We start from the raw sequence: 18,279 nt of genomic DNA on the forward strand, positions 1-18,279 counted from the left end.
GATGGCGTCGGGGGCGGTAAACAGGCGGGCTGAAGGATGAGGCGTAACAGGCTGACAAGGAGAGATGCGTTGAGGCGATGGCCCGGGATATTACTGCTCACCGTGGCAACCGTGGTGGTGATTGTTGCGCTGCTGGTGAGCGGCCTGCGTCTGGCATTGCCGCAGCTAAATAACTGGCGTCCCCAACTGCTGGAGAAAATTACCGCAGTATCCGGGGTGGCGGTCGATGCCTCGCAGATCAACGCCAACTGGGAAAACTTCGGCCCGACGCTGGACGTTCGTGATATTAAAGCCACCTTGAAAGACGGTGGCGAAATGACGATCAAACGGGTTACCCTTGCGCTCGACGTCTGGCAAAGCCTGCTACATATGCGCTGGCAGTTCCGCGACCTGACCTTCTGGCAGCTGCAAATCCACACCAATACCCCCATCCAGACCAACGACGACGGCGCCAGCCTGAAGACCGACCGCATCAGCGATCTGTTCCTGCGTCAGTTTGACCACTTTATTCTCCGCGATAGCCATTTGAGCTTCCTGACGATTTCCGGTCAGCGCGCGGAGCTGGCGATCCCGCAGCTTACCTGGCTTAACGGTAAAAACCGCCACCGCGCCGAGGGGCAACTGAGCCTTTCGAGCCTCACCGGCCAGCACGGCGTCATGCAGGTGCGGATGGATTTACGTGACGAGAACGGCCTGCTCAATAAGGGGCGCCTCTGGTTACAGGCCGACGACATCGACGTTAAACCCTGGCTCGGGCGCTGGATGCAGGACAACATCGCCCTGCAGAGCGCGCGCTTTAGTCTCGAAGGTTGGATGACCATTGATAAAGGCGATGTCGCCAGCGGCGATGTGTGGCTGAAAAAAGGCGGCGCCAGCTGGCAGGGTGACAAGCATCTGCATCAGCTGTCGGTGGATAACCTGACGGCGCATATCACACGCGAAAATCAAAGTTGGGCATTTCATATCCCCGACACGCGGATCTCGATAGACGGTAAAGCCTGGCCGCGCGGCGCGCTGGCGATGGCGTGGATCCCGGCGCAGGAAGTGGGTGGTAATAACAATCAGCGTAGCGATGAGCTGCGCATCCGCGCCAGCAATCTCGAGCTTGGCGGCCTGACCGGTCTACAGCCGATGGCCGATAAGCTGGCGCCGAGCTTTGGCGAAGTGTGGCGAACTACCCAGCCGAGCGGCAAGATCAACCTGTTGGCATTGGATATCCCGCTGCAGGCAACGGAAAAGACCCGTTTCCAGGCCGACTGGAGCGATCTGGCGTGGAAGCAGTGGAAGCTGCTGCCGGGGGCCGAGCACTTTTCCGGCAGCCTGAGCGGCAGCGTTGAAAACGGCGAACTGCGCGCGCATATGACCCAGGCGAAAATGCCCTATGAAACGGTCTTTCGCGCGCCGCTGGAGATAGCCCAGGGCGATGCGACTCTGAGCTGGGAGAAGAACAGCAAGGGCTTTATGCTGGATGGCCGCGATATCGACGTACAGGCTACCGGCGTTCGCGCGCGCGGCGGCTTCCGCTATCTGCAGCCGGAAGGCGATGAGCCGTGGTTAGGCATCCTGGCGGGTATCAGTACCAACGATGGCGGCCAGGCGTGGCGTTATTTCCCGGAAAACCTGATGGGCAAAGCGCTGGTGGATTACCTGAGCGGCGCAATTAAGGGTGGCCAGGCCAGCAATGCCACCCTGGTTTACGGCGGCAACCCGCATCTGTTCCCCTATGAGCATAACGAAGGCCAATTCCAGGTCTCGGTACCGCTGAAGAACGCGACCTTCGCCTTCCAGCCGGACTGGCCGGCGCTGACCGGCCTGGATATCAACCTTAACTTCGTTAATAACGGCCTGTGGATGAAGGCGGATAAAGCGATGCTGGGCAACGTCACCGCCAGCAACCTTGACGCGGTGATCCCCGACTATTCCCATGAAAAACTGTTTATTGATGCCGATGTTAACGGACCGGGCAAAGAGGTCGGCCCTTATTTCAAACAGACCCCGCTGAAGGATTCGCTCGGCTCGGCGCTGGATGAACTGCAGCTGGATGGTAATGTGAGCGCTCGCTTACATCTTGCTATCCCGCTCGATGGCGAGATGACCACCGCCAAAGGCGATGTGCGGCTGAAAAATAACGATCTGTTTATCAAGCCGATTGACGCGACGCTGAAGAACCTCAATGGTCAGTTCAGCTTTGAGAACGGAGATTTAAAAAGCGGGCCGCTAAGCGCGACCTGGTTTAATCAACCGCTGAACCTCAATTTCACCACTACTGAAGGGGCGAAAGCCTTCCTCGTTGACGTCGGCATGAACGCTAACTGGCAGCCGACGCGTACCGGCCTGCTGCCGAAAGCGGTCAATGATGAACTCAGCGGCAGCGTCCCCTGGGATGGCAAAGTGGCCATTGAGTTACCGTATCACGGTAGCGCGAGCTACAAAGTCGATATCAACGGCGATCTGAAAAATGTGAGTAGTCACTTACCTGCGCCGGTGAATAAATCGGCGGGCGAACCGTTGCCGGTGAAAATCAACGTGACCGGTGGCTTAAACAGCTTCGATCTGACCGGCAACATCGGCAGCAAGAACCACGTCAATAGCCGCTGGTTACTGAATAATAAGCTGACGCTCGACCGGGCGATTCTGACCTCCGACAGCAAAGCGATTCCTTCGCTGCCTGAAGCATCAGGCGTCGAGCTGAACATGCCGGCGATGGATGGCGCGCAATGGCTGGCGTTGTTCCAGCGGGGGGCCGTCAACGAAGTGAGCAGTAATATGGCTTTCCCTGAGCGCGTGACGCTTCGTACACCGTCGCTGGCGTTCGCCGGGCAAAACTGGAATAACGTCAGTCTGGTCTCCCAGCCTGACGGTAGCGGCTCGAAGGTGGAGGCGCAGGGGCGCGAAATCAACGCTACGTTGACGATGCATAAGAACGCGCCCTGGCTGGCGGCTATTCGCTATCTCTATTACAACCCTTCCAGCGATAACAACGGCACGGCGAAAAAAGAGAGCGGCCCGCTGGCTGATACCCGTCTGGATTTCCGCGGCTGGCCTGATTTACAGCTGCGCTGTAAAGAGTGCTGGCTGTGGGGGCAAAAATATGGGCGAATCGACGGTGACTTCGATATCAAGGGCGATACGCTCACCCTCAGTAATGGCCTGGTGGATACCGGCTTTGGCCGGCTCACTACCGATGGCGTCTGGGTGAATGCGCCCGGCGGCGTGCGTACCTCGCTGAAAGGCAAGCTGCACGGTAATAAAACGGATGACTTCGTGAACTTCTTTGGCGTTTCGACGCCGGTAAAAGGCTCGTCGTTTGATGTCGATTACGATCTGCACTGGCGCGCGCCGCCATGGCAGCCTGATGTCGCTTCGCTGAACGGGATCCTCAAAAGCCGCCTCGGCAAAGGCGAGTTTACTGACCTGAGCACCGGTCATGCCGGTCAGCTGTTACGGCTATTGAGCGTTGACGCGCTGCTGCGTAAGCTACGCTTCGATTTCAGCGACACCTTCCAGGAAGGCTTCTGGTTTGATTCGATTCGCAGTACGGCATGGATTAAAGACGGCGTATTGAATACGGATGATACGCTGGTGGATGGCCTTGAAGCCGACATCGCGATGAAAGGTTCGGTCGATCTGGTGCGCCGTCGTTTAGATTTACAAGCGGTGGTGGCGCCGGAAATATCGGCGACCGTGGGCGTAGCGGCGGCATTCGCCGTCAACCCGATCGTCGGCGCGGCGGTTTTTGCCGCCAGCAAGGTGCTTGGGCCGCTGTGGAACAAAGTGTCGATTCTGCGCTATCGCATTACGGGTCCAATCGATCAGCCGGAAATCAACGAAGTGCTGCGCCAGGCGCGCAGCAACAAAAAGCAATGATTTGACGAGTACGGGGAATTATCGCACTCTCAATAGAGGGCATTTTCTCCCCGTCATCTTTTTCGCCGCATGGCATTCCCCTGTGTCAGGCGGCAATAAACGAGTAGCGTAACGATGAGTTTGAACCTGGTAAGTGAACAATTACTGTCGGCAAATGGCCTGAATCATCAGGACCTGTTTGCCATCCTTGGCCAACTGGCTGAGCGCCGTCTCGATTACGGCGATCTTTATTTTCAGTCGAGCTATCACGAATCCTGGGTTCTGGAAGACAGCATCATTAAAGATGGGTCGTACAATATTGACCAGGGCGTAGGCGTCCGGGCGGTAAGCGGCGAGAAAACTGGTTTTGCCTATGCGGACCAAATCAGCAAACTGGCGCTTGAGCAGAGCGCGCAGGCGGCGCGTACTATCGTCCGCGATCATGGCGACGGCAAAGTGCAGACGCTCGGCGCGGTGGAGTACAGCTCTCTCTATACCAGCGTCGATCCGCTGCAGAGCATGAGCCGCGAAGAGAAACTGGATATTCTGCGCCGCGTCGATAAGGTGGCGCGTGCCGCCGATAAGCGCGTGCAGGAAGTTTCCGCCAGTCTGAGCGGCGTCTACGAGCTTATCCTGGTAGCGGCAACGGACGGGACGCTGGCCGCTGATGTCCGTCCGCTGGTTCGTCTCTCCGTGAGCGTGCTGGTGGAGGAAGACGGCAAACGCGAGCGCGGCGCCAGCGGCGGCGGAGGACGGTTTGGCTATGATTATTTCCTCGCGCCGCTGGATGGCGACGTACGGGCGGATGTCTGGGCGCGTGAAGCGGTACGTATGGCATTAGTCAATCTGTCCGCGGTTGCGGCGCCAGCCGGTATGCTGCCGGTGGTGCTTGGCGCGGGCTGGCCTGGCGTGCTGCTGCATGAAGCCGTCGGCCACGGCCTGGAAGGTGACTTTAACCGTCGCGGCACCTCGGTCTTCAGCGGTCACATGGGCGAATTAGTCGCCTCTGAACTGTGCACCGTCGTGGATGACGGCACCATGGCCGATCGCCGTGGTTCGGTCGCGATTGATGACGAAGGTACGCCGGGTCAATACAACGTGCTTATCGAAAACGGCGTCCTGAAAGGTTATATGCAGGATAAGCTCAACGCGCGTCTGATGGGCGTCGCGCCGACCGGTAATGGTCGCCGCGAATCTTATGCGCATCTGCCGATGCCGCGGATGACCAACACCTATATGCTGGCAGGGAAGTCGACGCCACAGGAGATTATCGAATCGGTCGATTACGGTATCTATGCGCCGAACTTTGGCGGCGGTCAGGTGGACATTACCTCCGGTAAATTTGTCTTCTCGACCTCGGAAGCCTATCTGATTGAAAAAGGTAAAGTGACCAAGGCAGTCAAAGGCGCGACGCTAATCGGTTCCGGTATCGAAGCGATGCAGCAGATTTCCATGGTCGGTAACGACCTGAAGCTGGATAGCGGCGTTGGCGTGTGCGGTAAAGAAGGGCAGAGCGTGCCGGTCGGCGTCGGCCAGCCGACGCTGAAAGTCGACAACCTTACCGTTGGCGGCACCGCCTGATAACGGCTGGTCCCGGCGGCGCGAAGCCGCTGCCGGGATGTCAGTTAACGGGTCATCCCGCGCCCGTGCATTCCCTGATAGATCTTCGCCACCTCGACAAAATAATCCGTCAGATAGTTAATACATACCTGCACCTTCAGCGGTAGCTTATCTTTTTCGGTATACAGCGCATAGACCGGTCGCGGATCCGATTGATAGCTCGGCAGCAGGATCTCCAGTTCACCGCGGTTGATCTCGTCGATCGCCCACATCAGCGGAACGTAGGCCACGCCAACGCCGGCAGTCAGCCAGCGGATCAGCGTCATCGGGTCGTTGGTGACGAAGCGTCCTTGTGGGATCAGGCGCGTTGAGATCCCCTCCGGAGCGATAATTTCGAACTCATTATCTGGCCGTACGCTGTATTCCAGCCACGAGTGGCTGGCAAGATCCGCTGGTTTTTCCGGACATCCCGCGTGCTGAAGATAGCTTTTCGCCGCGCAGAGCACCATTGGCATTGAGCCTAACCGCCGCGAGAAGAGGCTGGAATCCTGCAATGCGCCGACGCGTATCACCACGTCGAGGCCGTCGGCAATCAGGTCCGGCGCGGGGATGCCGGTCACCAGATTAATCGATAAACCCGGATATTCTTTGAGCATTTCGGCGGTTATGCGCGCCAGCACATTCTGTGCCATAGTTGAAGAGCTACCGATGCGCAGCGTGCCGATAGGGGTATTGTTGAAGGCATACAGCTGTTCATGGACGTCCTGCGCTTCAAAGAGCATTCTTCGGCAGCCCTGGTAATAAATTTTACCCGCTTCTGTTAAGCCCAGGCTGCGGGTGCTGCGGTTGAGCAGCTTTACCTGAAGCTCGTCTTCCAGTTTAGCAACGGTCTGGCTGATAGATGAAACGCTCATCTGGAGCTGGCGTGCGGCGGCGGTGAAAGAGCCCAGCTCAACCACTTTGGCGAACACCGACATGCGTTTTAGTCGTTCCATTATTCACTCTGGCTTAAAAGTGATTTAGATCACATATTATAGATAAGGCTGCAATTGTTACGTTAATATATAGTTAGCTACATAATAAACGCATCACGCTACCACCTGTACGCTTCTTATCAAGGTCATCATGAGTCTGTTTCCTGTCATAGTGATTTTCGGCCTATCGTTTCCGCCGATCTTCTTTGAGCTGCTATTGTCGCTAGCCATCTTCTGGCTGGTGCACCGTTTGCTGGTTCCGACCGGTATTTATGATTTTGTCTGGCACCCTGCACTGTTTAATACTGCGCTGTATTGCTGTCTGTTTTATCTGATATCGCGCTTGTTCGTTTGAGGTCGATGTGAAAACACTAACAAGAAATATCCTGCGTACTGCCATCACTGTGATACTGGTTATTCTGGCGTTTATCGCTATTTTTCGCGCATGGGTGTACTACACCGCGTCGCCGTGGACGCGCGATGCGCGCTTTAGCGCCGATATCGTCGCCATCGCGCCGGACGTGTCGGGGCTCATTTCGCAAGTGAATGTCAAGGATAACCAACTGGTTAAGAAAGACCAGGTATTGTTCGTTATTGACCAACCTCGTTACCAAAAAGCGCTGGCGGAGGCGGAAGCCGACGTCTCTTATTACCAGACGCTGGCTCAGGAAAAACGCGTTGAAGCCGGGCGCCGTAACAGGCTCGGCGTGCAGGCCATGTCGCGCGAAGAGATTGACCAGGCCAACAACGTACTGCAAACCGTTGAGCATCAGCTGGCGAAAGCGGTGGCCAGCCGCGACTTAGCCAAGCTGGATCTTGAACGTACGGTTATCCGTGCGCCTGCTGATGGCTGGGTGACCAACCTGAACGTCTACTCCGGCGAATTCATCACCCGCGGTTCGACCGCGGTCGCTTTGGTGAAACAAAATACCTTCTACGTGATGGCCTATCTGGAAGAGACCAAGCTGGAAGGCGTGCGTCCAGGCTACCGCGCCGAAATCACCCCGCTCGGCAGTAGTAAGGTGATAAAAGGTACCGTCGACAGCGTTGCCGCGGGCGTAACCAACGCCAGCAGCAGCAGCGATGCGAAAGGCATGGCTTCCGTTGACTCCAACCTTGAGTGGGTACGTCTGGCGCAGCGCGTGCCGGTACGTATCCGTCTTGACCAGCAGCAGGGCAACCTCTGGCCGTCGGGCACCACTGCGACCGTTGTCATCACCGGCAAAGAAGATCGCGACGCCAGCCAGGCCAACTTCTTCCAGAAAGTCGCCATGCGCTTGCGTGAGTTTGGTTAATCGCCATGGGGACCTATACCATTGCTCCCCGGCATCTCCGCTTTGCCATTAAGCTTGCATGCGCGGTGGTGCTGGCGCTGTTCGTCGGCTTTCATTTTCAGCTTGAGACGCCGCGCTGGGCCGTATTGACCGCGGCTATCGTGACCGCCGGTCCGGCATTTGCCGCTGGCGGTGAGCCCTATTCCGGGGCGATTCGCTACCGCGGGATGCTGCGTATTGCCGGGACGTTTATCGGCTGTATTGCCGCGCTGGCGATCATCATCCTCATGATCCGCGCGCCGCTATTGATGATGCTGGTCTGCTGTCTCTGGGCCGGTTTCTGCACCTGGATCTCCTCGCTGGTGAAGGTCGAAAACTCCTACGCCTGGGGGCTGGCGGGTTATACGGCGCTGATTATCATCATCACCATTCATACCGACCCGATGCTGGCGCCGCAGTTTGCCGTCGAGCGCTGCAGCGAAATTGTCATCGGGATCGTCAGCGCCATCGTCGCTGACCTGCTATTTTCTCCGCGTTCTATCAAAAAAGAGATCGACCTCGAACTGGATAACCTGCTGCTGGATCAGTATCGCCTGATGCAGCTTTGTGTCGCCCATGGCGATAGCGAGGTGGTGGATAAAGCCTGGGGAGCGCTGGTGCGTCGTACTGCCGCGCTGGAGGGGATGCGCGGCAACCTGATCATGGAATCTTCGCGCTGGGCGAAGGTAAACCAGCGGCTAAAGGCGATCAACACGCTATCGCTGACGCTGATTACTCAGGCCTGCGAAACCTATCTGATCCAGAACTCTCGCCCGGAGATGGTGACTGACGACTACCGCGAGCTGTTTGCCGAGCCCGTAGAAACCGTACAGGATGTGCATCAACAGCTTAAGCGTATGCGCCGCTTCCTGACCTGGAAAGGTGAACACAATACGCCAGTTACGATTTATAGCTGGGTCGGCGCGGCGACGCGTTACCTGCTGCTGAAGCGCGGCGTGGTCGGCAATACCAAAATCAGCCGTATCGAAGATGAAGTCTTACGCGGCGAAACGGTGGTGAAGGTTGAGTCCGCCGAGCGTCACCACGCGATGGTCAATTTCTGGCGAACTTCTATTTCCTGTATTCTCGGCACCTTGTTCTGGTTGTGGACCGGCTGGACATCCGGTAGCGGGGCGATGGTTATGATTGCCGTGGTGACCGCGCTGGCGATGCGTCTGCCTAACCCGCGGATGGTGGCCTTAGACTTCCTCTATGGCACCCTTGCCGCTCTACCGCTCGGCGCGCTGTTCTTCCTTGTCGTCATGCCTGCGACGCAGCAGAGCATGCTGCTGCTGTGTATCAGCCTTGCCGCGATGGCGTTCTTTATCGGCATTGAGGTACAAAAGCGGCGGTTGGGATCGCTTGGGGCCCTGGCGAGCACCATCAATATTCTGGTGCTGGATAACCCGATGCAGTTCCAGTTTAGCCAGTTCCTCGATAGCGCCCTGGGGCAGATTGTCGGCTGTTTCCTCGCGCTGATGGTGATTCTGTTAGTGCGTGATAACTCGCAGGCCCGCACCGGACGGGTGCTATTGAACCAGTTCGTCTCGGCGGCGGTCTCTTCGCTCACCACGAATAGCGCCCGGCGTAAAGAGAACCATTTGCCGGCGCTGTATCAACAGCTATTTTTACTGCTGAACAAGTTTCCCGGCGATATCGCCCGCTTCCGGCTGGCGCTGACGCTGATTATCGCGCACCAGCGTCTACGCGATGCCCCGGTGCCGGTAAACGAGGATCTGTCGGCCTTCCACCGCCAGCTGCGGCGAACCGCCGATCACGTTATCTCCGCCGGCAGCGATGATAAGCGCCGCCGTTACTTTACCCGTCTGCTGGAAGAGCTTGATGTTTATCAGGAAAAACTCCTTCACTGGCAGGCGTCGCCCCAGGTCACTGAGCCGGTGCGACGGCTGGTCGATATGCTGAAGAAATATCAGCACGTGCTCACCAACAGCTAAGCTGCGAACCGACGCCCCGGCGTCGGTTTTTTTATCGCTATACTTATTTGGTGTAGAGGGACAGAGCTTAAGGGGCGCCGGGCAATGACTATTTATACCTTTGATTTTGATGAAATAGCTGAGCAACAGGATTTCTATCGCGAGTTTTCCCGCGCCTTCGCGCTACCGGATAAGCAGGTGGATAACCTCGACGCGCTGTGGAGCGCGGTGACGGGAGGGCGCTTACCGTTCCCGCTGGAGATTGAATTTGTTCATCTGGATGAAAAACAGCGTCGTCGCTTTGGCGCGTTAATTTTGCTGTTCGATGAAGCGGAAGAGGAGCTGGAAGGACTACTACGTTTCAATGCCCGTTGGGCATAAAAAAGCCCCCGGCAGGGCGGGGGCAAGTCGTCGGATAAGACGACGAGGGTTTATTTGTACAACTCAGCAGTCGCGTGCCAGCTGTCGCCGGTACGAGCTTCAATAATGCGGTAGCTGCTGGCGCCTTCTTTCTCGGCTTTAGCCGCCAGTTCCTGGCGCATATCCATTGGCGCGCTACCTACTTGAGATACAGAGATAGTGCCCATTGGTTGCAGATTTTGTGCTTGATCGGCGTTCACTTGCTGTACGGCTGCGCTTGCGCCGAAAGAGAGAACAGATGCCAGACCCAGGGATGCGATGATAATTGCGCTTTTCATAATCTTTACTCCAACCATTTGTGCAGCGGCGGGAGATTTCGTATGAACCCAGGCCGCTGAAGAGATACTGTTTCAGTTAATGACCGACAATCGTTAAAGCTTATTTATAAAGTTCAGCAGTGGCGTGCCAGTGGTCGCCGGTGCGAGCTTCGATAATGCGATAAGAAGAAGCACCTTCTTCTTGTGCTTTTTTGTTCAGCATTTCGTGCATTTTGCTGTTCGATGAAGCGGAAGAGGAGCTGGAAGGACTACTACGTTTCAATGCCCGTTGGGCATAAAAAAGCCCCCGGCAGGGCGGGGGCAAGTCGTCGGATAAGACGACGAGGGTTTATTTGTACAACTCAGCAGTCGCGTGCCAGCTGTCGCCGGTACGAGCTTCAATAATGCGGTAGCTGCTGGCGCCTTCTTTCTCGGCTTTAGCCGCCAGTTCCTGGCGCATATCCATTGGCGCGCTACCTACTTGAGATACAGAGATAGTGCCCATTGGTTGCAGATTTTGTGCTTGATCGGCGTTCACTTGCTGTACGGCTGCGCTTGCGCCGAAAGAGAGAACAGATGCCAGACCCAGGGATGCGATGATAATTGCGCTTTTCATAATCTTTACTCCAACCATTTGTGCAGCGGCGGGAGATTTCGTATGAACCCAGGCCGCTGAAGAGATACTGTTTCAGTTAATGACCGACAATCGTTAAAGCTTATTTATAAAGTTCAGCAGTGGCGTGCCAGTGGTCGCCGGTGCGAGCTTCGATAATGCGATAAGAAGAAGCACCTTCTTCTTGTGCTTTTTTGTTCAGCATTTCGTGCATATCCATCGGGGAAGAACCTACCGCGCCGATAGATACGGTGCCCAGTGACTGGCGGCTTTCCGCTTGAGTGCTGTTGATTGAATCAGCGGCGAAAGCGCCAAAGGACAGTACGGATAGCATGCTGAGTGCGGCTACAGTGGTTTTGATTTTCATGATGTTCACCTCGTCGAATTTTATTATTAGGGGGCTTTGTTTCGTGACCCTCATCACAAAATCAAGTATACACTAATCACCAAAAATATTAATACCATGCTAATTGTTTTCAGTGTAAATAATTTCCAAGAAATGTCGTTTTTATAACGTATAAGAATTAGAAATGTCATTCATGGGGTGAATGTCATGATTATTTATATTTAAATCAAATAGATATTGCGCTTTGATCTTTTGTGCGCTTTAGCCGTTATCATTCGGTAAAGGAATGTATATAGGTGGAAAACCACACTAAATGTTAAAAAAATGCTGCTTTATTTGAAGGTTTGCGGGGGAGCGTTTTACGGGGAAGAACCCTCTGGCGGGAACCAGAGGGGGAGCGTTTAGAGTTCCTGTTCGAACAGGACCAGGATCGCGTCGTAGAGATCTTTAACGGAAAAACCGCGGGCAGGGGTGGTAAAGATAGTGTCATCCCCCGCGATACTACCCAGAATACCTTCGGCTTTACCTAAGGAATCCAGCAGGCGTGCGATCAGCTGCGCCGCGCCGGGGCTGGTGTGAATCACTACCACCGCATCGTTATAATCGATGTCCAGCACCAGGTTTTTCAGCGGGCTGGAGGTCGTCGGCACGCCGAGTTCGGCAGGCAAACAGTAGACCATTTCCATTTTGGCGTTACGCGTGCGAACGGCGCCAAACTTTGTCAGCATGCGGGAAACTTTCGATTGGTTGATGTTCTCGAAACCTTCTTCCTGCAGCGCCTGAACGATTTCGCCTTGCGAGCTGAATTTTTCTTCTTTAAGCAGCGATTTAAACGCTTTAACCAGTTCTTCTTGTTTTGCCGAACTACGCATAAGTCACCCAGATTATGGTGGTAAAAACAACATCATTATGCATACAAGTGCATTTTTATGCAAATAATCCGCAAGGGAATAGCGTAAATAATGTTATGAAAGGCGCATATTTTAGCAAATAACCCTGATGAGGAACATGCCTGCATCACAGCGGGTAAATTGCTGTAAAAGTGAAATAAATGTTATGAAATTGATATTGTTTTGCCGAGCGAGCTGGGTGTATTGTAACCAATAGTCGATCCGGTACTACGGCTTTGCTGGATGGCCAGTCTCAGGAAGAAAAATGCGAATTTGCTGCATCATTGCGCGTACCCCGCATTCTTCAGCCATAATTATTGTAATTGTTCATCTTGTGAATTAAGGTCCAGGCGACGGAATAACGAAAGACTATACCCGTCATACTTCGAGCTGCATGTGCGTTGGCTGCAATCGTTCACCCCAGTCACTTATTTCAGTAAGCTCCTGGGGATTCACGCTCTTGCCGCCTTCCTGCAACTCGAATTATTCAGGGTGTAAATTAACCATAATAAGGAGTTTAGGATGAAAGTTGCAGTCCTCGGCGCCGCTGGTGGCATCGGCCAGGCGCTTGCCCTACTACTTAAGACCCAACTGCCTTCAGGTTCAGAGCTCTCGTTGTACGACATCGCTCCGGTTACGCCGGGCGTGGCGGTAGATCTAAGTCATATTCCCACAGATGTAAAAATCAAAGGTTTCTCCGGTGAAGATGCAACCCCGGCGCTGGAAGGCGCTGATGTGGTGCTGATTTCCGCCGGCGTCGCGCGCAAGCCCGGCATGGATCGTTCCGACTTATTTAATGTTAACGCCGGTATCGTTAAAAATCTGGTGCAGCAGATCGCAAAAACCTGTCCGCAGGCCTGCATCGGTATTATCACCAACCCGGTAAATACCACCGTCGCTATCGCCGCCGAAGTGCTGAAAAAAGCCGGCGTGTACGATAAAAACAAACTGTTTGGCGTCACCACGCTCGACATTATTCGCTCTAATACTTTTGTCGCCGAGCTGAAAGGCAAGTCGGCAACCGAGGTTGAAGTTCCGGTCATTGGCGGCCACTCTGGCGTCACTATCCTGCCTTTACTGTCGCAGATTTCTGGCGTCAGCTTTAGCGAGCAGGAAGTCGCGGATCTCACCAAACGTATTCAAAACGCCGGGACGGAAGTCGTGGAAGCGAAAGCGGGCGGCGGGTCGGCGACGCTGTCGATGGGCCAGGCGGCTGCGCGTTTCGGGCTCTCACTGGTGCGTGCCATGCAGGGTGAAAAAGGCGTGGTTGAATGTGCCTACGTCGAAGGTGACGGCCAGTATGCCCGTTTCTTCTCGCAGCCGCTGCTGCTGGGCAAAAATGGCGTGGAAGAGCGTCAGTCTATCGGTAAACTCAGCGCTTTTGAACAGCAGGCGCTGGAAGGCATGCTGGATACGCTGAAGAAAGATATCGCCCTCGGCGAGGATTTCGTCAACAAGTAACATCTCCTTAGCAGAAAAGCCGGAACCGTCGTTCCGGCTTTTTTATCGCCTCATCTCCCTGCCGAATGCGCCGCCTGGCGGCTAAATCTGCTAAAATCCCCGCGTCTTAAGCCCCACGCAATGAGGACGTTGTGAAAAAGATCGAAAGAAAGCAGACCAGGGACCACATTACGCAAATCATTCGCTATCAAATTCTTTCCGGAGCGATAAAACCGGGAGATGAGCTGGCGCAGGAGAGTATTGCTGAGCAGCTAGGGCTTTCACGTATGCCGGTTAGAGAAGCGTTGCAGTCTCTTGAACAAGAGGGGTTTCTGGTGCGCTTGCCTAACCGTCATATGCAGGTATCAAAGCTGGTGCCCGATGATGTTAGCCATATTTTTCGCGTGATCGCGGTGATGGCTGCCGAATTGTTCACTCTCGTGCCGGCAAACCAAGGGGAATTGCTGCTCGGGCGCGCGCAAGCGCTGGCGCAGCCTGGCGACAAAACTCGCGAACTGGAATTTCATCAGTTGCTGATTTCTTATCTCGATAACCGCTATCTGGCGAAGGCGTATCAGCAATTTTTGGATGGATATATTTCTTATGTCATCCTGTATCTGAAAGACGATAGCCAGGAATCGGCACTGATACTACATGAACTGGCTGGAGCCATTAGCCGCGGCGATGTGGGCAATATTGCTCAGGCAACACAGCGTTATTTCCTCATGCTTGCGGAAATTATGCGTCAACATATGAAGGATTGGGAAAGTGCAGAAGCCTAAATTAGGGAAAATTAAGCTTCTTTCGGCGAAAGAGCAGGTCGCTGCGGTATTACGCAAAGCGATTCTTTCGCGGGATTTAGTGGAAGGGCAGGAGATAACTCTCGAAGGCATTGCCCGGATGGTCGGCGTTTCCAGCATGCCGGTGCGCGAAGCGTTTCAGATTTTAGCCGCCGATGGCCTGATTAAAGTCCGCCCTAATAAAGGCGCGGTGGTGTTGGGGATCAACGAACAGACGATTCGCGAGCATTATGAAATTCGCGCGCTGCTGGAAAGTGAGGCGGTGGCGAAAGCCTCCCGTCCCGGCACGGATATTTCGTCCATTGCCCGGGTACACGATGCGGCGGAAAAAGCGCTGGCCGATAATAACTTCACTGAATATTCCGACCTGAACCAGGCCTTCCATATGGAGATCTGGAACGCCGCGGGCAACGAAAAAATGAAGATGCTGCTCTGTAATATGTGGAACGGACTGTCGATGGGGCACAAGGTCACCGAAGCAGAATACGCCGCTATCTCCATTCGCGAACATAAGGAGATTTTACAGGCACTTGAACAGCATAACGAAGAACTGGCGCGTCAGCGCATGCGCGAGCATATTATTCGCTCAATGGAAAATATGCTCACGCGATACCTTCCCGAAACCTCTGTATAGCGCTAAAGCCTGTTGGTTTTAGTCGTATTCATCAACGCTATTAATCATCTCTTGTGACGATCTGCAGAGGATCTTGATGCAGATCGCACTGCGCGATCTTTGTTTAAAAACGCATTGACTTACTTTTTGCATGGGCATAATTTCTCCCTCGTCAATATTGGATACAATATCATATATCATTGATAGGGATAATTATAAATATGGAACCGATTACCATCACCTTATGTTTGCTGGTGTTCGCTATCGTCATGTTTGTCTGGGAGAAGGTGCCTTTGGCAGTGACTTCCATGGTGGTCTGCGTGGCGTTAGTGCTCACCGGCGTGTTGGATCTAAAACAAGCTTTTGCCGGTTTTATCGACTCCAACGTCATTCTTTTTGTCGCCATGTTTATCGTCGGCGGGGCGTTATTTGAAACCGGGATGGCCAATAAAGTCGGTGGGGTGATCACTCACTTCGCCAAAACCGAAAAACAGCTGATCTTCACCATCATGGTGGTCGTCGGCGTGATGTCGGGTTTTCTTTCCAACACCGGTACGGCGGCGGTATTGATCCCGGTAGTAATTGGCGTCGCGGCGAAATCGGGTTTTGCCCGCTCGCGTCTGCTGATGCCGCTGGTATTTGCCGCCGCGCTCGGCGGCAACCTGTCGCTGATTGGCGCGCCCGGCAACCTGATCGCGCAATCGGCGTTGCAGAATATCGGTAGCGGCTTTGGCTTCTTTGAGTATGCGAAAGTGGGTTTACCGATGCTGCTCTGCGGCATCTTCTATTTCCTGACTATCGGCTATAAATTTCTGCCTGCTACCGCGAATAGCGGTGAAGTCGGTAGCGTCGGCGAACAGCGTGATTACAGCCACGTTCCGCGCTGGAAACAGATCCTGTCGCTGGTGGTGCTGATCGCCACGATCCTCGGCATGATTTTTGAGAAACAGACCGGCATTAGCCTGACGGTGGCAGGCTGTATCGGTGCGTTAGTCCTGGTGTTTACCGGCGTGCTGACGGAAAAGCAGGCCTATAAGGCGATTGATTCACAGACTATTTTCATTTTTGGCGGCACGCTGGCGCTGGCAAAAGCGCTGGAAATGACCGGTGCTGGCAAGCTGGTTGCCGATCATGTCATCGGCATGCTGGGCCAGAACTCTTCCCCGTTCATGTTGATGGTGGTGGTCTTTGCGCTGTCCGTCATCATGACCAATTTTATGTCCAATACCGCCACCGTCGCGCTACTGGTACCGGTGAGTTTGTCGATCGCGGCCGGAATGGGCGCCGATCCGAAAGCGGTTCTGATGGCGACCGTAATCGGCAGTTCCTGCGCCTACGCGACGCCGATCGGTATGCCCGCCAACATGATGGTGCTATCGGCAGGCGGCTATAAGTTTGTCGATTACGCCAAATCGGGCCTTCCTCTGATTATCGTTTCTACCATTGTCAGCCTCGTACTGCTGCCAATTCTTTTCCCTTTTCACCCGTAATTTACGGACGCTGTTCTGACTAAGGAGCCTTTATGAGCAAAAGCGAACAGATATCCCGAATGACCGATATTATGGCCAAATTCGTGGGATATACCGGCAAAGTATTGCCTGATGACGTCACTGCAAAACTGAAAGAGTTGCATAAGAAAGAGACCAGCCAGCTGGCTGACGTCATCTTTACCACCATGATTGAAAACCAGCGTCTGGCGAAAGAGCTGGATCGTCCCTCTTGCCAGGACACCGGCGTCATTCAGTTTTTGGTTGAGTGCGGCGCTAATTTCCCGCTGATTGGCGAGCTGGAAGCGCTGCTGCGCGAATCGGTGATTAAAGCCACCGTGGATTCTCCGCTGCGCCACAACAGCGTTGAGACCTTTGACGAATACAACACCGGTAAAAACGTGGGTAAAGGTACGCCGACGGTATTCTGGGAGATCGTCCCCGATTCCGACCAGTGCAGCATTTACACCTATATGGCCGGCGGCGGCTGCTCGCTGCCGGGTAAAGCGATGGTGCTGATGCCGGGCGCCGGTTACGAAGGCGTAACCCGTTTCGTACTGGATGTGATGACCAGCTATGGCCTGAACGCCTGTCCGCCGCTGCTGGTTGGCGTTGGCGTCGCGACTTCCGTTGAAACGGCGGCGCTGCTGTCGAAGAAAGCGCTGATGCGTCCGGTGGGATCGCGCAATGAGAATGAACGCGCCGCATCGTTGGAGAAAATGCTCGAAGACGGCATTAATAAAATTGGCCTTGGCCCGCAGGGGATGTCCGGCAATACCTCCGTGATGGGCGTCAATATCGAAAATACCGCACGCCACCCTTCCACCATTGGCGTGGCGGTCAACGTCGGCTGCTGGTCGCACCGCAAAGGACATATCGTTTTCGATAAAGATTTGAATTACACCATTACGTCTCACACAGGAGTGGCTTTCTGATGACTAAAAAAATACTTACTACGCCAATTAAAGATGAAGATTTAGCTGATATTAAAGCGGGCGATATTATTTATCTTAATGGTCATATTGTTACCTGTCGTGATGTTGCTCATCGTCGTTTAATTGAAGGCGGTCGCGAATTGCCGGTCAACGTTGCCGGCGGCGCGATATTACATGCCGGGCCAATTGTGCGGCCGATTAAAGGTACAGAAGATAAATTTGAAATGGTCTCTGTTGGACCAACCACCAGTATGCGTATGGAGAAATTTGAAAAAGAATTTATTGCTAAGACCGGTGTGAAACTCATTGTCGGTAAAGGCGGCATGGGCAAAGGTACCGAAGAAGGCTGCGCCGAACATAAAGCGCTGCACTGCGTATTCCCGGCCGGCTGCGCGGTGGTTGCCGCGGTCTGTGTGGAAGAAATTGAAGACGCCCAGTGGCGTGATTTAGGTATGCCGGAAACCTTATGGGTTTGCCGGGTAAAAGAATTCGGCCCACTTATTGTGTCGATCGATACCCATGGAAATAACCTGTTTGAGCAGAATAAAGTGATATTTAATCAGCGCAAAGAGATTGTCGCTGATGAGATCTGTCAGCACGTAAGTTTTATTAAATAACTCCTGGCTAAATATATTGCGCAGTAGTGGCGAGAATTAAATTCCGCGATAAAGAGGCTTCTGACCATGTGGTCTGGGGAAATCCACTCTGCTATCGCGGGTTCATCACGCCATTATTGCGCCCCTCCAAAGGCTATTTTATGACTGATGCTGCGCTGTTAGGCGAGGGCTTCACCCTGATGTTTCTTGGCATGGGCTTCGTGCTGGCGTTTCTGCTGCTGCTCATTTTCGCCA

The 18,279-nt window shown here is 54.2% G+C and carries 18 protein-coding genes and 2 pseudogenes; 14 read left to right on the plus strand and 6 right to left on the minus strand.

The window, feature by feature from the left end:
- Positions 1–69 precede the first annotated feature (69 nt).
- Both yhdP and tldD read left to right on the plus strand, forming a co-directional pair.
- Positions 70–3,867 (plus strand): AsmA2 domain-containing protein YhdP, encoded by a 3,798-nt coding sequence (gene yhdP / locus PGS10_RS24510; protein ID WP_047047140.1) that lies wholly within the window; start codon positions 70–72, stop codon positions 3,865–3,867.
- A gap of 114 nt (positions 3,868–3,981) precedes the next feature.
- Entirely contained in the window at positions 3,982–5,427 is a 1,446-nt protein-coding gene (gene tldD, locus PGS10_RS24515; RefSeq protein WP_015369467.1) for a metalloprotease TldD, read from the plus strand.
- A gap of 44 nt (positions 5,428–5,471) precedes the next feature.
- Here the strand turns inward: tldD and aaeR are convergent, their stop codons facing one another.
- Entirely contained in the window at positions 5,472–6,401 is a 930-nt protein-coding gene (gene aaeR / locus PGS10_RS24520; RefSeq protein WP_015703623.1) for an HTH-type transcriptional activator AaeR, read from the minus strand.
- A 130-nt stretch (positions 6,402–6,531) separates the two neighbouring features.
- Between aaeR and aaeX the strand changes: the two genes are divergently transcribed.
- The 4 genes from aaeX (at position 6,532) to PGS10_RS24540 (ending at position 10,008) form a co-directional block, all read left to right on the plus strand.
- Positions 6,532–6,735, plus strand: a complete 204-nt coding sequence (gene aaeX, locus PGS10_RS24525; RefSeq protein ID WP_002918640.1) for a p-hydroxybenzoic acid efflux pump operon protein AaeX — start codon at positions 6,532–6,534, stop codon at positions 6,733–6,735.
- 7 nt (positions 6,736–6,742) lie between these two features.
- Positions 6,743–7,675, plus strand: a complete 933-nt coding sequence (aaeA, locus tag PGS10_RS24530) for a p-hydroxybenzoic acid efflux pump subunit AaeA (RefSeq protein WP_045397228.1) — start codon at positions 6,743–6,745, stop codon at positions 7,673–7,675.
- A 5-nt stretch (positions 7,676–7,680) separates the two neighbouring features.
- Positions 7,681–9,648 (plus strand): p-hydroxybenzoic acid efflux pump subunit AaeB, encoded by a 1,968-nt coding sequence (gene aaeB / locus PGS10_RS24535; protein ID WP_047047143.1) that lies wholly within the window; start codon positions 7,681–7,683, stop codon positions 9,646–9,648.
- 84 nt (positions 9,649–9,732) lie between these two features.
- Positions 9,733–10,008 carry a barstar family protein gene (locus PGS10_RS24540; protein WP_045380213.1) on the plus strand — a complete coding sequence of 92 codons (276 nt, stop codon included), beginning with the start codon at positions 9,733–9,735 and terminating at the stop codon, positions 10,006–10,008.
- Between the two features lie 50 nt (positions 10,009–10,058).
- Here PGS10_RS24540 and yhcN-B (PGS10_RS24545) read toward each other — a convergent pair whose 3' ends face one another.
- On the minus strand, positions 10,059–10,325 hold the full coding sequence (gene yhcN-B, locus PGS10_RS24545) for a DUF1471 family stress response protein YhcN-B (protein WP_015369472.1): 267 nt from the start codon (positions 10,323–10,325) through the stop codon (positions 10,059–10,061).
- A 100-nt stretch (positions 10,326–10,425) separates the two neighbouring features.
- Positions 10,426–10,527 carry a YdgH/BhsA/McbA-like domain containing protein gene (locus PGS10_RS24550; protein ID WP_410477094.1) on the minus strand — a complete coding sequence of 34 codons (102 nt, stop codon included), beginning with the start codon at positions 10,525–10,527 and terminating at the stop codon, positions 10,426–10,428.
- Positions 10,528–10,534: 7 nt separating this feature from the next.
- Here PGS10_RS24550 and PGS10_RS24555 point away from each other — a divergent pair.
- Positions 10,535–10,603: pseudogene (locus tag PGS10_RS24555) on the plus strand (barstar family protein); the annotation flags it as partial.
- Positions 10,604–10,653: 50 nt separating this feature from the next.
- On the opposite strand, the gene yhcN-B (PGS10_RS24560) reads toward PGS10_RS24555, so the two are convergent.
- From yhcN-B (PGS10_RS24560) to argR, 3 genes are all read right to left on the minus strand, one after another.
- On the minus strand, positions 10,654–10,920 hold the full coding sequence (yhcN-B, locus tag PGS10_RS24560; protein WP_015369472.1) for a DUF1471 family stress response protein YhcN-B: 267 nt from the start codon (positions 10,918–10,920) through the stop codon (positions 10,654–10,656).
- 100 nt (positions 10,921–11,020) lie between these two features.
- Positions 11,021–11,284, minus strand: a complete 264-nt coding sequence (yhcN, locus tag PGS10_RS24565) for a peroxide/acid stress response protein YhcN (protein ID WP_015369473.1) — start codon at positions 11,282–11,284, stop codon at positions 11,021–11,023.
- A 380-nt stretch (positions 11,285–11,664) separates the two neighbouring features.
- Positions 11,665–12,135 (minus strand): transcriptional regulator ArgR, encoded by a 471-nt coding sequence (gene argR, locus PGS10_RS24570; protein WP_015369474.1) that lies wholly within the window; start codon positions 12,133–12,135, stop codon positions 11,665–11,667.
- 540 nt (positions 12,136–12,675) lie between these two features.
- On the opposite strand from argR, the gene mdh reads away from it, so the two are divergent.
- From mdh to PGS10_RS24605, 7 genes and pseudogenes are all read left to right on the plus strand, one after another.
- Positions 12,676–13,614, plus strand: coding sequence for a malate dehydrogenase (gene mdh, locus PGS10_RS24575; protein ID WP_045397222.1), 939 nt, complete (start codon positions 12,676–12,678; stop codon positions 13,612–13,614).
- Between the two features lie 131 nt (positions 13,615–13,745).
- Positions 13,746–14,375, plus strand: a complete 630-nt coding sequence (locus PGS10_RS24580) for a GntR family transcriptional regulator (protein WP_047047146.1) — start codon at positions 13,746–13,748, stop codon at positions 14,373–14,375.
- Positions 14,362–15,027 (plus strand): GntR family transcriptional regulator, encoded by a 666-nt coding sequence (locus tag PGS10_RS24585; protein WP_045397216.1) that lies wholly within the window; start codon positions 14,362–14,364, stop codon positions 15,025–15,027. Before PGS10_RS24580 ends, PGS10_RS24585 begins: the two co-directional genes overlap by 14 nt.
- Positions 15,028–15,227: 200 nt before the next feature.
- Positions 15,228–16,496 (plus strand): SLC13 family permease, encoded by a 1,269-nt coding sequence (locus PGS10_RS24590; protein WP_213293005.1) that lies wholly within the window; start codon positions 15,228–15,230, stop codon positions 16,494–16,496.
- Positions 16,497–16,528: 32 nt separating this feature from the next.
- A complete protein-coding gene (ttdA, locus tag PGS10_RS24595) occupies positions 16,529–17,428 on the plus strand; it encodes a L(+)-tartrate dehydratase subunit alpha (RefSeq protein ID WP_045397212.1) in 900 nt (299 codons plus the stop codon).
- Positions 17,428–18,045, plus strand: coding sequence for a L(+)-tartrate dehydratase subunit beta (gene ttdB, locus PGS10_RS24600; RefSeq protein ID WP_015703618.1), 618 nt, complete (start codon positions 17,428–17,430; stop codon positions 18,043–18,045). Before ttdA ends, ttdB begins: the two co-directional genes overlap by 1 nt.
- A gap of 140 nt (positions 18,046–18,185) precedes the next feature.
- Positions 18,186–18,279: pseudogene (locus PGS10_RS24605) on the plus strand (oxaloacetate decarboxylase gamma chain); the annotation flags it as partial.

The organism is Klebsiella sp. 141153 (assembly GCF_032601995.1).
Classification (GTDB): Bacteria; Pseudomonadota; Gammaproteobacteria; order Enterobacterales; family Enterobacteriaceae; genus Klebsiella; species Klebsiella aerogenes.

Bases quoted from the DNA above. Each gene is read 5' to 3' on its own strand.
- tldD (WP_015369467.1), top strand. From the start codon at position 3,982: ATGAGTTTGAACCTGGTAAGTGAACAATTACTGTCGGCAAATGGCCTG.
- aaeR (WP_015703623.1), bottom strand. From the start codon at position 6,401: ATGGAACGACTAAAACGCATGTCGGTGTTCGCCAAAGTGGTTGAGCTG.
- aaeX (WP_002918640.1), top strand. From the start codon at position 6,532: ATGAGTCTGTTTCCTGTCATAGTGATTTTCGGCCTATCGTTTCCGCCG.
- aaeB (WP_047047143.1), top strand. From the start codon at position 7,681: ATGGGGACCTATACCATTGCTCCCCGGCATCTCCGCTTTGCCATTAAG.
- PGS10_RS24540 (WP_045380213.1), top strand. From the start codon at position 9,733: ATGACTATTTATACCTTTGATTTTGATGAAATAGCTGAGCAACAGGAT.
- yhcN-B (WP_015369472.1), bottom strand. From the start codon at position 10,325: ATGAAAAGCGCAATTATCATCGCATCCCTGGGTCTGGCATCTGTTCTC.
- PGS10_RS24550 (WP_410477094.1), bottom strand. From the start codon at position 10,527: ATGCTGAACAAAAAAGCACAAGAAGAAGGTGCTTCTTCTTATCGCATT.
- yhcN-B (WP_015369472.1), bottom strand. From the start codon at position 10,920: ATGAAAAGCGCAATTATCATCGCATCCCTGGGTCTGGCATCTGTTCTC.
- yhcN (WP_015369473.1), bottom strand. From the start codon at position 11,284: ATGAAAATCAAAACCACTGTAGCCGCACTCAGCATGCTATCCGTACTG.
- argR (WP_015369474.1), bottom strand. From the start codon at position 12,135: ATGCGTAGTTCGGCAAAACAAGAAGAACTGGTTAAAGCGTTTAAATCG.
- mdh (WP_045397222.1), top strand. From the start codon at position 12,676: ATGAAAGTTGCAGTCCTCGGCGCCGCTGGTGGCATCGGCCAGGCGCTT.
- PGS10_RS24590 (WP_213293005.1), top strand. From the start codon at position 15,228: ATGGAACCGATTACCATCACCTTATGTTTGCTGGTGTTCGCTATCGTC.
- ttdA (WP_045397212.1), top strand. From the start codon at position 16,529: ATGAGCAAAAGCGAACAGATATCCCGAATGACCGATATTATGGCCAAA.
- ttdB (WP_015703618.1), top strand. From the start codon at position 17,428: ATGACTAAAAAAATACTTACTACGCCAATTAAAGATGAAGATTTAGCT.